The 13857-nt window shown below is 56.2% G+C and carries 13 protein-coding genes; 6 read left to right on the top strand and 7 right to left on the bottom strand.

What is annotated here, in order from left to right:
- Positions 1-74: 74 nt before the first annotated feature.
- Both GFB49_RS21405 and mutS read left to right on the top strand, forming a co-directional pair.
- Positions 75-920 carry a flagellin N-terminal helical domain-containing protein gene (locus GFB49_RS21405; protein ID WP_343032505.1) on the top strand — a complete coding sequence of 282 codons (846 nt, stop codon included), beginning with the start codon at positions 75-77 and terminating at the stop codon, positions 918-920.
- Positions 921-1006: 86 nt separating this feature from the next.
- Complete coding sequence (mutS, locus tag GFB49_RS07155) at positions 1007-3646, top strand: DNA mismatch repair protein MutS (RefSeq protein ID WP_153215170.1); 2640 nt, start codon at positions 1007-1009, stop codon at positions 3644-3646.
- An 84-nt stretch (positions 3647-3730) separates the two neighbouring features.
- On the opposite strand, the gene GFB49_RS07150 is transcribed toward mutS, so the two are convergent.
- Both GFB49_RS07150 and hrcA read right to left on the bottom strand, forming a co-directional pair.
- A complete protein-coding gene (locus GFB49_RS07150; protein WP_153215169.1) occupies positions 3731-4291 on the bottom strand; it encodes a nucleotide exchange factor GrpE in 561 nt (186 codons plus the stop codon).
- Between the two features lie 9 nt (positions 4292-4300).
- Positions 4301-5365 carry a heat-inducible transcriptional repressor HrcA gene (hrcA, locus tag GFB49_RS07145; protein WP_153215168.1) on the bottom strand — a complete coding sequence of 355 codons (1065 nt, stop codon included), beginning with the start codon at positions 5363-5365 and terminating at the stop codon, positions 4301-4303.
- 152 nt (positions 5366-5517) lie between these two features.
- Between hrcA and rph the strand changes: the two genes are divergently transcribed.
- From rph to GFB49_RS07125, 4 genes are read left to right on the top strand one after another with little or no spacing between them, the layout of a single operon-like run.
- Positions 5518-6231: a ribonuclease PH gene (rph, locus tag GFB49_RS07140; RefSeq protein WP_153215167.1), complete on the top strand. Its 714-nt coding sequence runs from the start codon at positions 5518-5520 to the stop codon at positions 6229-6231.
- The gene (gene rdgB / locus GFB49_RS07135) at positions 6228-6842 is read left to right on the top strand and encodes an RdgB/HAM1 family non-canonical purine NTP pyrophosphatase (protein WP_153215166.1); all 615 of its coding nucleotides are present in this window, start codon (positions 6228-6230) and stop codon (positions 6840-6842) included. Before rph ends, rdgB begins: the two co-directional genes overlap by 4 nt.
- Entirely contained in the window at positions 6835-7989 is a 1155-nt protein-coding gene (gene hemW / locus GFB49_RS07130) for a radical SAM family heme chaperone HemW (RefSeq protein WP_343032504.1), read from the top strand. The genes rdgB and hemW overlap by 8 nt, the downstream gene beginning before the upstream one ends.
- Before the next feature lies 1 nt (position 7990).
- Positions 7991-8344, top strand: a complete 354-nt coding sequence (locus GFB49_RS07125; protein ID WP_153215164.1) for a YbaN family protein — start codon at positions 7991-7993, stop codon at positions 8342-8344.
- Here the strand turns inward: GFB49_RS07125 and GFB49_RS07120 are convergent.
- From GFB49_RS07120 to mnmE, 5 genes are read right to left on the bottom strand one after another with little or no spacing between them, the layout of a single operon-like run.
- Positions 8334-9224, bottom strand: coding sequence for a ParB/RepB/Spo0J family partition protein (locus tag GFB49_RS07120; RefSeq protein ID WP_153215163.1), 891 nt, complete (start codon positions 9222-9224; stop codon positions 8334-8336). The two genes, GFB49_RS07125 and GFB49_RS07120, sit on opposite strands and share 11 nt — an antisense overlap.
- Before the next feature lie 17 nt (positions 9225-9241).
- A complete protein-coding gene (locus GFB49_RS07115; protein WP_343032503.1) occupies positions 9242-10054 on the bottom strand; it encodes a ParA family protein in 813 nt (270 codons plus the stop codon).
- Positions 10047-10664, bottom strand: coding sequence for a 16S rRNA (guanine(527)-N(7))-methyltransferase RsmG (rsmG, locus tag GFB49_RS07110; RefSeq protein ID WP_153215162.1), 618 nt, complete (start codon positions 10662-10664; stop codon positions 10047-10049). Before rsmG ends, GFB49_RS07115 begins: the two co-directional genes overlap by 8 nt.
- Positions 10664-12535 (bottom strand): tRNA uridine-5-carboxymethylaminomethyl(34) synthesis enzyme MnmG, encoded by a 1872-nt coding sequence (gene mnmG, locus GFB49_RS07105; protein WP_343032502.1) that lies wholly within the window; start codon positions 12533-12535, stop codon positions 10664-10666. The genes rsmG and mnmG overlap by 1 nt, the downstream gene beginning before the upstream one ends.
- 12 nt (positions 12536-12547) lie before the next feature.
- A complete protein-coding gene (mnmE, locus tag GFB49_RS07100; protein ID WP_153215161.1) occupies positions 12548-13831 on the bottom strand; it encodes a tRNA uridine-5-carboxymethylaminomethyl(34) synthesis GTPase MnmE in 1284 nt (427 codons plus the stop codon).
- Positions 13832-13857: the final 26 nt, after the last annotated feature.

The following is a 13857-nucleotide window of genomic DNA, read 5'->3' as shown; positions in this document are numbered from 1 at the left end:
AAGGCTCTCACGATACGGAAACGACCCTTAACTGGGTTTCATTAGCGTGCTTCCGAAATGGAGAGACCAGAGCCGTGATCAGTTTTCAAACCAATACTGGCGCAATGACCGCGCTGCAGATGTTGGGTGGAATAAACCAAGACTTGGAAACCACCCAGAACAACGTGTCCACCGGCCAAACGGTAAATGGCCCAAAGGACAACCCTGCCCTTTGGGCGATCAGCGAACTGCAAAAGGCCGACATCAGCGGGCTGGAGGCATTGGATGACACCCTTGCCCTTGGCGAGGCGACATTGCGGGTTGCATCCGTGGGTGCAGAGTTCGTCTCTGATACATTGCAGGAGATGAAACAGCTGGCAATTCTTGGGTCCAGTACCGGCGCGGACTTCGGAAAAATCGAAGCGCAGCTGGCCGAGAAGACGGATCAGATTAAATCCATCATCTCGTCCACTCAGTTCAATGGTGTGAACCTTCTGAAGACCGATATTGACGGCACAGGGTCTAATACTCTCACGGTTGGAGCGTCTTTGAGCCGCGTTGGCAATGATGCATCGACGCTTTCGACCATTGATGTCGGCAGCCTGGATCTGGAAGGCAGCGCCAGTTTTGATCTGGACAATCGGACCACTGTGACCGATCCCGCAAGCGCCCAGACCGCGCTGAGCGAAATCCAAGGGTTCCTGCGATTTGCCGTGGATGGCGCTGCCCGTCTTGGCGCCTCCGCTAGCCGTGTTTCGGGACAGCAGGATTTCAACGGTGCGCAATCTAACGCCATCAAAGAAGGCCTGAGCGCCTTGATAGACACAAATATCGAGGAAGCAGCAGTCCAATTGAGGGCGTCTCAAGCGCAGCAGCAACTGGGTTACAATTCCTTGTCGATTGCCAATTCAGCGCCACAGGCATTGCTGGGCCTTTATTAAGCCCTGATCCCAGAGCCACATACGGGTTTGCCCTCGGAGTCATGCCATTGTAGATCTCTGGCATAGAAACTCCGGGGGACAACCGTATGACCGTGACGCCGATGATGGCTCAATATCTCGACATCAAGGCGCAGTACCCTGACGCCCTTCTGTTTTACCGGATGGGTGATTTTTATGAGATGTTCTTTGAAGATGCGGTCAATGCCGCCGAAGCCCTGGACATCGCGCTTACCAAACGGGGGAAACACGAGGGCGAGGACATCCCCATGTGTGGCGTCCCAGTTCACGCCGCCGAAGGGTACTTGCTCACCCTGATCCGCAAAGGTTTCCGCGTCGCCGTTGGCGAGCAGATGGAAAGCCCCGCCGAAGCCAAAAAGCGCGGTTACAAAGCGGTTGTCAAACGTGACGTGGTCCGGCTGGTCACGCCCGGCACCCTGACCGAAGATTCCCTGCTGGAAGCCCGGCGCCACAACTTTCTGGTAGCCTACAGCGAATTGCGCGACAGTGCCGCATTGGCTTGGGCCGATATTTCAACGGGTGCGTTTCACGTGATGCCCGTCGCGCGGGTTCGCCTGTCACCAGAACTGGCGCGACTGGCCCCTTCGGAACTCATCGTGGCCGATGGCCCGGTTTACGATCACTGCCTGCCCCTCGCCGATGAATATAAAATCCCACTGACCCCTTTGGGTAAGGCCAGTTTTGACAGCACGGCTTCTGAAAAACGGCTCTGTACCTTGTTCAACGTGGGGGCCCTTGACGGGTTTGGCACGTTTCAACGCGCTGAAATCTCAGCCATGGGTGCGTTGATCGACTATCTTGAGATCACCCAAAAAGGCAAACTGCCGCTTCTGCAACCACCGGTCCAAGAAGCAGAAGACCGAGTGGTTCAGATTGATGCCGCGACCCGCCGAAATCTGGAACTGACGCGGTCTTTGTCTGGGGCGCGGGCCGGTTCGCTGTTGTCGGTGATCGATCGAACTGTGACCCCCGGCGGCGCACGCCTGTTGGAACAACGCCTGTCCAGCCCGTCGCGCAGTCTGGATATCATTGCCGCCCGGCTTGAGGCCTTGGACCGCGTTCATTCCGACCCGACACTTGGCACCAGTATCCGGGACAATCTGCGCAAGACCCCTGATATGGACCGCGCGCTGTCCCGCCTGGCTTTGGAACGCGCAGGCCCCCGTGATCTGGCGGCTATCCGCAACGCACTGACCCAAGGTGAGGCCATTCGCAGTTTTCTCGCGAACTACGAGCTTCCTCATTTGATGGCAGGTGCCGCCGCGAACCTCGCAGGGTTTGACGCACTTTTGGATCTGTTGGATGCAAGCCTTGTAGCAGAGCCACCCTTGGTGGCACGTGATGGTGGATTTATTGCCGAAGGGTACAATCCCGAGCTGGATGAGGCCCGCACCCTTCGGGACGAGGGGCGGTCTGTGATTGCCGGACTGCAGCAGCAATATGCAGAACTGACCGGGATCTCTTCCATCAAAATCAAGCACAACAATGTGCTGGGCTATTTTGTCGAAACAACCGCCACCCATGCTGAGAAGATGTTGTCACAGTCCCTGTCTGAGACCTTCATCCACCGCCAAACCACGGCCAATCAGGTCCGATTTACCACCGTGGAGCTGAGCGAGCTTGAGACCAAGATCCTGAATGCCGGCAATCTGGCTCTAGAGATAGAAAAACGGCTCTATCAAACACTTTCCAACGCCATTCTCAACGTCGCGGCCCGCCTGAACCAAGCAGCCCGCGGCTTTGCCGAGCTGGATCTCATCACCGCCTTGGCGGATTTGGCACGCGCGGAAAACTGGTGTCGTCCCAAGGTCGACAACAGTCGCGCCTTTGCAGTGACCGGCGGGCGTCATCCGGTGGTGGAACAAGCGCTGCGCCAACAGGGCGGCGAGCCTTTTGTCGCGAATGACTGTGATCTCTCCGCTACGGACGGTGCCGCCGTCTGGCTGTTAACCGGACCGAACATGGCGGGTAAATCAACCTTCCTGAGGCAGAACGCATTGATTGCGCTGTTGGCACAGATGGGTAGCTATGTGCCGGCCGAAACCGCCCATGTCGGCCTGGTCAGCCAACTTTTCAGCCGCGTGGGCGCGTCGGATGATCTGGCCCGCGGACGTTCCACATTTATGGTGGAGATGGTGGAAACAGCAGCCATCCTGAACCAGGCCGATGATCGCGCATTGGTGATCCTGGATGAGATCGGACGCGGCACTGCCACTTATGACGGTCTCTCAATCGCTTGGGCCACTTTGGAACATCTGCACGAAGTGAACCGCTCCCGCGCGCTGTTTGCCACCCACTATCATGAATTGACTCAATTGGCGGCAAAACTGCCCGGCGTCAGCAACGCCACAGTGTCGGTCAAAGAATGGGAAGGCGAGGTCATCTTCCTCCACGAAGTACGCAAAGGCGCGGCAGACCGCTCCTATGGGGTTCAGGTAGCACAATTGGCTGGCCTGCCCGCATCTGTTGTCGCCCGCGCGCGTGACGTGTTGGACATGCTAGAGAGAAGCAGCCGCGAGGGTGGCGGTAGCTCAATCCAGATTGACGATTTGCCCCTTTTTGCGGCGGCACCACCACCGCAACCACAGCCTATGGCATCCGTGCCGTCTGCTGTGGAAACCCTGCTTGGTGATCTCAACCCTGACGACCTATCTCCACGGGAAGCTCTCGAAGCGCTTTATCGCCTCAAAGAGGCCAGCAGCTCTTAATAACAAAACGGCAGGAGAAAACCTGCCGCCTTTCATCTTTTCAAAAATACTCTCGCCGAAGGCATCGGCCCCGAAGGGGCCGATTTAGCCCGGTGTCGATGACACACCAACCTGCGCGGGACGCAGCAGACGGTCGTGCAGCATAAACCCTTCGGCGGAAACCTGAATGATATCGCCGGCTTTGGTGCCCGGCACGGGTGCTTCAAACATTGCCTCATGAACCTGCGGATCAAACCGGTCGCCAACCTCTGGCGACACAACCCGCACCCCATGTTTACCAAACACATCCAACAGCGCGCGCATGGTCAGTTCAACGCCTTCGATCAAAGCAGCTGAAACCTCTTTCTGCTCGTCACTTGCAGATTCAACCGCACGCTTCATATTGTCGAAAACCGGCAGCAGATCCCGCGCCAGTTTGGACCCGCCATATTGCTCTGCCTCACGGCGGGCTTTGTCGCCGCGTTTGCGGGCATTTTCCGCATCCGCCAGAGCGCGCATAAAGCGGTCTTTCAGCTCATCCCGTTCTGCCCGTAGCGAGTCCAGCTCCAGTGCTTGATCATCGATCTCTTCGATTTCACTCGCCAGCTCTTCCGCTTCGGCGGCTTCGATGTCATCCAAAAAGTCGTCGTTCTTCGGCTCTGCCATGTTTCACCTCTAACTCCGGTCGGACAAGATCTTGCCGACCAGTTGCGCCGTGTAATCCACGATCGGCACAATTCGTCCGTAGTTCAAACGCGTCGGGCCGATGACCCCCACCGCGCCAATAATCTTTCGATCCGCGTTCATATAGGGAGACACCACCAAAGAGGAACCCGAAAGTGAAAAAAGTTTGTTCTCAGAACCGATAAAAATGCGCACACCGTCGCCTTCCTCGGTCAGTTTGAGGAAATCGGCAATGTCACGCTTACGTTCCAGATCATCAAACAGGCTGCGCATACGTTCAAACTCATCTTCAGCGCCACCTTCCGCCAAAAGATTCGAACGACCGCGCACAATCAACCGTTCACTATCTGCGCCGACGCCGTCCCATTGCGCCAAACCGCTTTCGATCAAGCCGCGCGCCAGTACGTCGATTTCCTGTTTGCGGGTGTCAATCTGTCCCTGAATGTCACGACGGATGTCGCTGAGAGTGCGACCCTCGATCAGGGCGTTCAGGAAATTCGCAGCTTCCCGCATAGAGCTGGGTGTTTGCCCCGCCGGCGGTGTGAACAAGCGGTTCTCCACATGGCCGTCCGAGAACACCAAAACCACCAGAGTGCGGTCCGGCGCCAGGGAGACAAATTCGATATGGCGCACTTCCGCTTCATGTTTGGGCGTCAGCACCAGCGAGGCCCCTTGGGTCACGCCTGACAGAGCCGATCCAACACGGTCGAGCATCCCATCCACGTCGGATGCATCGTTGCACAAGGTGGCATCGATCTTCTCGCGATCATCGGACCCCAGCGCCCCAACTTCCAGAAATCCGTCCACAAACATCCGCAGGCCCAATTGGGTCGGCACCCGCCCTGCTGAGATATGCGGACTGTTCAAAAGGCCCAGATACTCCAGATCCTGCATCACGTTGCGCACGGTGGCTGCACTGATCTTCTCGCTCAAAGACCGCGTCAAGGTGCGGCTGCCTACCGGCTCGCCACTGTCCAGATAGGCCTCCACCACGGTCCGGAACACTTCGCGCGAGCGGTCGTTCAGATCTGACAGGATGTTATGTTCTTCGTTCATACAAACACTGTGACCGTTGCAGCCTTTATTCTCCAAAACAAATATGCGGAAAGCACCCGCTTGTCATCTCCTGCGCCGAGCAAAAGTCCAATCGATCTTGCAAATGTTAGCCCGCGAAGGCTATCCCAACCACATCAGATAAAGGATATGCCATGCGACCCTCCGGACGACAGCTTGACGAAATGCGCTCGATCTCAATTGAGACCGGTTTTACCAAACATGCCGAAGGCTCCTGCCTGATCAAGGTCGGCGATACCCATGTTCTGTGCACCGCCACAATCGACGAGCGTGTGCCCCCTTTTATCAAGGGCTCCGGCTTGGGATGGGTCACAGCGGAATACGGCATGCTGCCGCGCGCTACCAACACCCGCATGCGCCGCGAAGCTGCCAGCGGCAAACAGGGCGGCCGCACGGTTGAGATCCAGCGTCTGATCGGTCGCGCACTGCGTGCAGGAGTGGACCGTGTTGCTTTGGGTGAACGTCAGATCACCGTGGACTGCGACGTTCTGCAAGCTGATGGCGGCACCCGTTGCGCGTCCATCACCGGTGGTTGGGTTGCCCTGCGTCTGGCTGTGAACAAGCTGATGAAAGCTGGCGACGTATCTATCGATCCGTTGGTTGATCCGGTTGCCGCTGTCTCCTGTGGGATCTACGCGGGCCAGCCCGTGCTTGACCTAGACTATCCAGAAGACTCTGAAGCGGGGGTAGACGGCAATTTCATCATGACCGGATCCGGCAAGCTGATCGAAGTTCAGATGTCGGCGGAAGGATCTGTGTTCTCGCGTGACCAGATGAACCAGCTGATGGATTTGGCAACCAAGGGCGCAGCTGAGCTGGTCGAGATCCAAAAGGCAGCCTGCAAATGACCCGCAAGTTTCAAGGCGACCGCTTGCTGGTCGCCACCCATAACAAAGGCAAACTGACCGAGATTTCTGAAATCCTTGCCCCCTTTGGCGTTGCCGTGGTGGGTGCTGCCGAGATGGAGTTGCCTGAGCCGGAAGAGACTGAAGACACATTTGTCGGCAACGCCCGGATTAAGGCACATGCAGCGGCTAAGGCAACCGGCCTGCCCGCATTGTCCGACGACAGCGGTATCACCATCGACGCATTGGATGGTGCGCCGGGTGTCTACACCGCGGATTGGGCCGAGACCGGCAATGGGCGCGACTTCATGATGGCGATGACCCGCGCCAATAATGAGATCGCCGCCAAAGGTCCAGACGCACCGCGCACCGCGCAGTTTCGATGCACCCTAGTGATCGCATGGCCCGATGGGCATGACGAAGTGTTCGAAGGTGTGATGCCCGGTTCCTTGGTCTGGCCGATCCGGGGTGACGCCGGCTTTGGTTATGATCCGATGTTTGTCCCCGAAGGGCGTGAGTTGACCTGCGCGGAAATGCCCAAGGAAGAAAAGAACAAGATCAGCCATCGCGGTCGTGCGGTGGCCCAATTTGTCCAAGGGTGCTTCGGTGGATGATTGGCGGAATGGGGGGTTTGGTCTTTATGTGCATTGGCCCTTCTGCCAGGCCAAATGCCCCTATTGCGATTTCAACAGCCATGTCAGCCAATCCATCAATCAAACGGATTGGCTAATCGCCTACCAAGCCGAACTCAAACGCGCCTCAGTGGGAACCGAAGGTCGCGTTTTAAACTCCATCTTTTTTGGTGGCGGCACTCCCAGCCTGATGACACCAGACACCGTCGCCGGCGTGATCGACACCGCCAAGACAATCTGGCCCTTCGCCAACGACATCGAAATCACCCTTGAGGCCAATCCCGGATCGGTTGAGGCCGGTCGTTTTGCCGGCTATCGCGACGGTGGCGTGAACCGGATTTCCATGGGGATACAGGCCCTGAACGACGAAGATCTCCGTCGACTAGGTCGCATCCATTCCGTTGCAGAAGCACGCAAGGCCTTTGACGTGGCCCGCGCCTGTTTTGATCGTGTCAGTTTTGATCTGATCTATGCGCGTCAGGGACAGACCTTGGACGCCTGGCAGGATGAGCTGCGCGATGCCCTATCGATGGCAATTGATCACCTGTCTCTCTACCAGCTCACGATCGAAGACGGCACTGCCTTTGGTGACCGATATGCCGTGGGCAAATTGCGGGACCTGCCGAGCGATGACAGCGCCGCCGATATGTACCAGGCGACACAGGATATCTGTGCCGATTTTGGCATGCCCGGGTATGAGATTTCGAACCACGCTAAACCCGGTGCGGAATCCAAACATAATCTGATCTACTGGCGGTATGGCGACTACATCGGCATCGGCCCCGGCGCCCATGGGCGGGTTACGCAGAGCGGGCGGCGCGTTGCAACCGAAAGCACCCGTGCTCCTGGCGCCTGGCTACGGGATGTCAAACTTGGTTCTGGGTATTGCGAGGAAACACCCCTTTTGGCAACCGACAGCGCTGTCGAGTTCCTGATGATGGGTTTGCGCCTTGCTGAAGGAATAGACGTCAATCGGTTTGCGCAGTTAAACGGCCAACCTCTGCCACAAGGCCGCATTGCACAGCTTTCAGAAATCGGCATGGTAAGGGAGACCGACGGCCGCCTGATTGCCACCGACTCCGGTCGTGCTGTTTTGAACGCGGTGCTTCGCGAACTTCTGGTGGATTAAAATGCGATATGTCTTTGCTGTTTTGGGGCTGCTCTGTGTTGGATTAGCGGGCATAGGCGTTGTCCTTCCCCTCCTCCCAACCGTTCCATTTCTGCTGCTCGCCGCGTTCTTTTTTGCCCGGTCCTCCAGCCGCCTGCACGACTGGATACTCAGCCACAATACATTTGGCCCGATGATCATCGATTGGCAGGAAAGCGGTGCCATCCGCCCAGGCGCAAAAAAAGCGGCCACTGTTTCAGTGGCCGCTGTATTTCTGATTTCTCTGGTCTTTGGCCTTGCGCCACACATCTTGGCGATCCAAGCCGTTACCCTCAGCCTGGTTATGCTGTTTATTTGGACCCGCCCTAACGGCTGAGCATATTGCAAAGATCATCCAATTGATCGAGGTTGCCGTAGGCAATGGTAATCGAACCCGCCTCCCCTCCTGGCTTGTGATCAATTGAAACTTTCATCCGCAACGCCGCAGACAGATCATCCTCCAAGGCACGCGTATCGGCGTCCTTTTCCTCTGATGTCTTGGTTTTGCGCACAGCAACCGGCTTGTCTCCACTGGCGGATTTCTTCACCAAGGCTTCGGTCGCGCGAACTGACAGACCCCCTTTGACGATCTTCTTCGCAAGGTCCGATGCATTGTCCGTCGTAATCAGCGCCCGGGCGTGGCCGGCTGAGAGCTGGCGTTCATGTACCAGCTGCTGGACGTCATCCGGCAGATGCAACAAACGCACGAGGTTGGCGATGTAGCTCCGGCTTTTCCCCAGCGCTTCAGCCATTTTCTCCTGCGTGTGGCCGAATTTTTCCATCAGCTGCTTGTAGCTCAGCGCCTCTTCCATCGCGTTGAGATCGGCGCGTTGGATGTTTTCGATGATGGCAACTTCCATCATCTCAAGATCCGAGTAATCCCGGATCAGAACCGGAACCTCATGCAACTGCGCCGCCTGCGCGGCGCGCCACCGGCGTTCGCCCGCAACGATTTCATAACCGCCGTGTTTGGGCCGCACGATCAGAGGCTGAAGAACACCCTTCTCTTTGATCGAGGCCGTCAAATCATCCAGATCCTCCTGGAGGAACTGACGCCGCGGCTGATCCGGGTTGGCTTTTACTTTTTCAATGGGAACCAGAATTTCTGCGTTCCGGGGTGCCTGCGTTTCTGTGCTCACAGGTTCTGGATTTACGTCTGCCATTAGTGCCGATAGTCCGCGACCAAGACCGCGGGGTTTTCCTTTTTCTTTTGCCATTATTTGTGCCTCCGCTTTTATTGTGCCGCTACATTTTGATGTTTACCCAACATCTCTTCTGCCAGCGCACGGTAAGCTCTAGCGCCTAGAGAATTGGTATCATAGCTCAGGACGGGCAAAGCAAAAGAAGGCGCTTCGCTGACCCGAACATTTCGCGGGATTTTTGTTTCAAATACGAGATCACCCAGATTGTCACGGGCGTCCTCTTCCACCTGCAACGACAGGTTATTGCGTCGGTCGAACATCGTCAAAACTACACCTTCGATGCGCAGGCCGGGATTCGCAGATTGGCGCACATCGCGGATTGTCATCATCAGCTGAGACACACCCTCCAGCGCAAAGAACTCACTCTGCAGTGGAATCAACACCGAATGAGCCGCGACCATTGCGTTCACTGTCAACAGGTTCAGCGACGGCGGGCAATCGATCAGGATGTAATCCCAATCATATTCATCCATGGCCGTCTGTCGCAGCCCATCATGCAGAAGAAAGCTCCGCTTTTCATTGGTGAACAGCTCGATGTCCGCGGAGCTGAGGTCAACCGTTGATGGAATAATGCAAAGATCTTCGATATCTGTGGCTCGGATTACGTCTGAGAGAGGCGCTTCCTCGACCAACAAATCATAGGATGTCAGTTCGCGTTCGGACGCTGCAATTCCCAATCCGGTTGACGCGTTCCCCTGCGGATCCAAATCAACAACAAGAACTCGCAAACCACATTCCACCATTGCAGCGGCGAGGTTGATCGTTGTTGTTGTCTTTCCCACCCCCCCTTTTTGATTGGCAACCGCGATTATCCGAGGCCCCATAGGGCGGCTGAGATCAGACACGTATAATTCCCCTGATTTTCAAAATGACGGCATTTGGTTCTGTAAGACTTGTAACTGGATCAAAATCAAAGCGCCATTCGTCCAGCGATTTATCCACTTCTTTTTTCCAGTTTTCTCCTTTTGGGAACAGTGCGATGCCGGTATTGGCAAGATGTAGCTCAGCAAAACGCAGAAGATCGCTCAGATCCGCCAGCGCGCGTGCCGATAGGATATCGGCATTTTGCGCCTCTACCTCTTCGATCCGTTTACTAATCACGCGGATATTCACGCCGCATTCCCGCGCTGCATTGCGCAGAAAGGCCGACTTGCGCTGATCGCTTTCAATCAAGGTAAAGGCGGTCTTTGGACTTTCGTCGACGGCGATAATTGCCGCGATAACTCCTGGAAAGCCTCCCCCGGATCCGATATCAAGCCAGTGCTCCACTCCCTTAGGAGCCAGTTTAAAGACCTGCACGGAATCAGCGATATGGCGAACCCATAGATCTTCTAGGCTGCGTTTTGACACCAGATTGATCTTGGGGTTCCACTTTTTCAGAACATCCGCAAAGATCCTTAGCCGATCTAATGTTTCACGTGAAACATCCTGCCCCTGCAGATCACCTTCGGACATTACGCAATTTTCCCTTTTACCGAACCACGACGCAAATGCGCTAGAACCAACGCCAAGGCCGCTGGCGTCATACCTTCAATCCGCGAGGCCTGAGCGAGGTTATACGGGCGAACCTTTTTGAGTTTTGCCTTTAACTCGTTCGACAAACCTTCCAACACGTCATAATCAAAGCTTTCTGGGATCAGATACCCCTCATCCCGCTTCATTGCCGAAATCTCTTTATCCTGCCGGGCGATGTAATTGGCGTACAAAGCATCGCGCTCAATTTGCTCACGGATGGCAGGTTCCGTGTCTTCCAACTCAGACATCAGCGCAACCACATCTTGGAACCTTACATCTGGGAACGCCAGGACATCCAATCCGGTGCGCCGCTTTCCATCCTGATTGACCGCGATCCCTGCGGCCGAAATCTGTTTTGGAGTGAATGTACGCTGATCCAATACGTCCCGCGCAGAACCGATCTTCTCCATCTTCTCAGAAAACGCACGTTTGCGTGCTTCTCCGAGACATCCCAATTCGTTTGCCAATGGCGTTAACCGCTGATCAGCGTTATCCGCACGCAGGGACAATCTGAACTCTGCCCGTGACGTGAACATCCGATATGGTTCAGCAACGCCGTGGGTCGTCAGATCGTCGATCATCACCCCGATATAGCTGGTCGCGCGCGAGAAATAGGTAGGCTCCAGCCCTTGAGCAGAACGCGCCGCATTCAGGCCGGCCACCAGCCCTTGAGCCGCGGCCTCTTCATACCCTGTGGTTCCGTTGATCTGGCCTGCGAGATAAAGGCCTTGAACATCCCGCAATTGAAGATCCAACGTCAACGCACGCGGGTCCACATAGTCGTATTCAATGGCATAACCCGGCTGCAGAATAACCGCCTCTTCCAGCCCAAAGATCGACCGGACGTATCGTTCCTGCACATCCACCGGCAAACTGGTCGAGATTCCGTTTGGATAAACGGTGTGATCATTGACGCCCTCGGGTTCCAGAAAGATCTGATGCGAAGTCTTGTCGGCAAATCGAACGATTTTATCCTCGATCGATGGGCAATACCGGGGTCCTACGCCATCAATGTGACCGCCATACATCGCCGATCGGCTCAAGTTTTCGCGAATGATGTCATGGGTGCCAGCGTTGGTATGCGTAATACCGCAGTTGACTTGCGTGGCTTGAACCTCGGTCGTGAGGAAAGAGAAAAAAGTTGGATCCTCATCCCCTGGTTGGGCATCCAAAAGATCCCATTTGATGGTACGCCCATCCAAACGAGGCGGCGTCCCTGTTTTCAATCGACCAAGTGGAAGCTCAAAGGACGCCAACTGCTCGGCGAGCTTAACCGAAGGCGCATCGCCCATACGGCCGCCGGGTCGGCTGACATCCCCAATATGGATTACACCACGCAAGAAAGTCCCAGATGTCAGGACAACGGATTTGCCGGCGACTTCGCTACCATCGGCCAACTCAACCCCGGTTACTCGGCTGCCATCCAAAAGAAATCCTGTGACCTCTGCTTCGATGATATCCAGATTTTTCTGCTGTTGGGTCAGTCTCAACATTTCAGTGCGGTAAATCGCGCGATCCGATTGCGCCCGAGGCCCCTGCACGGCCGGCCCTTTTCGGCGGTTCAAAAGACGGAATTGGATACCCGCTTTGTCTGCCACCTGCCCCATCACGCCATCCATCGCGTCAATCTCGCGGACGAGATGTCCTTTCCCCAGGCCACCGATGGCTGGGTTGCAGGACATAACGCCAATCCCGGATTGCTTAAGCGTGATCAAAGCCGTTCGCGCGCCAGCGCGTGCTGCGGCATGAGCGGCTTCGGTGCCGGCGTGACCACCACCAACGACGAGTACATCATAGGCCGAATGTTTCACGTGAAACACTCCTCACTTTCCAAGACAAAAACTAGAGAAAATCTCATCCAGGAGATTTTCAACCCCGATGCGCCCAACCAACGCTTCAAGATGGCGGATGGCTGAACGCATGTCCTCAGCCACAATATCATAGAATTCGGGACCGGACTCCAGAATTGTCACTGCTGCTCGCAAACGTTCCAAAGCAGAGGCCATGGTTTCTTGGTGCCGTTTGCGCGTTGCCACCCCGATCCCCTGGGTTCGTTTCGACAAGACAGAGGACACATGGGATATCAGTTCATCAACACCAATCCCCGACTTCCCGGAAACTGCGCCGACCGGATCAGGGCGCAGATCTGCTTTGGGGCGCAAACGAATATCTTCGGACTGCATCTCCACATCCAGAACTTCTTCATCCTCGGCGATAAAAACCCTGAGATCCGCTTCACTCGCCCGCGCGATGGCGCGTTCTACTCCGATGCCTTCTACATGATCATCGGTCTGCCGCAAGCCGGCCGTGTCCAGCAATGTCACGGGCAGGCCGGCAAGATCCATCCGAACCTCAATCACGTCACGGGTGGTCCCGGCAAATTCAGACGTAATCGCAGCTTCGCGGCCGGCCAGTGCATTGAGCAAGGTGGACTTACCAACATTTGGCGCACCGACGATGGCAACCTCAAACCCCTGCCGTACACGTTCCGCGATGGTCACGCCGGCTGTCTCTTTTTCGATATCAGCGATCACCGCCGCCAGCAGGCTTCTCACTTCGGGCGTGACGTCCACCGGAACTTCTTCATCTGCGAAGTCAATTGTCACCTCGATCAAGGACGCCGCCCGGATCAAATCCGTCCGCCAGCGTTCTGCCAGTTGGCCCAAACCGCCGGACAAGACCGCATGAGCTTGTCGGCGCTGCGCTTCGGTTTCCGCATCAATCAGATCGGCAAGCCCCTCCACTTGCGTCAGATCCAATCGACCGTTTTCCAATGCACGGCGGGTAAACTCGCCGGCCTCGGCCAGTCGCAAATCTTCTTGCCGACCCAAGGCATCCAAAACGGAGGAGACAACTGCGGTGCTGCCATGGGTATGGAGTTCAACCACATCTTCGCCGGTAAAGCTGTTGGGGCCAGCAAAGGTCAGGATCAATGCGTCGTCCAGAGCATCGCCGGCGCCGCTGCGCACACGCCGAAGCCCCTTCCCTGATAAAGGAAGAGATCCGCACAACGCGCGGCAGGCGGTAAAAGCAGAAGGGCCGGAGATACGGATCACCGCAACCCCGGCCTTACCCTGGGCGGACGCCAGGGCAAAGATCGTATCCATTGTTCGGCCTCTCCCGTTGCCGGCCC

The organism is Tritonibacter litoralis, from assembly GCF_009496005.1.
Classification (GTDB): Bacteria; Pseudomonadota; Alphaproteobacteria; order Rhodobacterales; family Rhodobacteraceae; genus Epibacterium; species Epibacterium litoralis.
The sequence above is the reverse complement of the archived record's forward strand: the minus strand, read 5'-3'. Positions and strand labels throughout refer to the sequence as shown.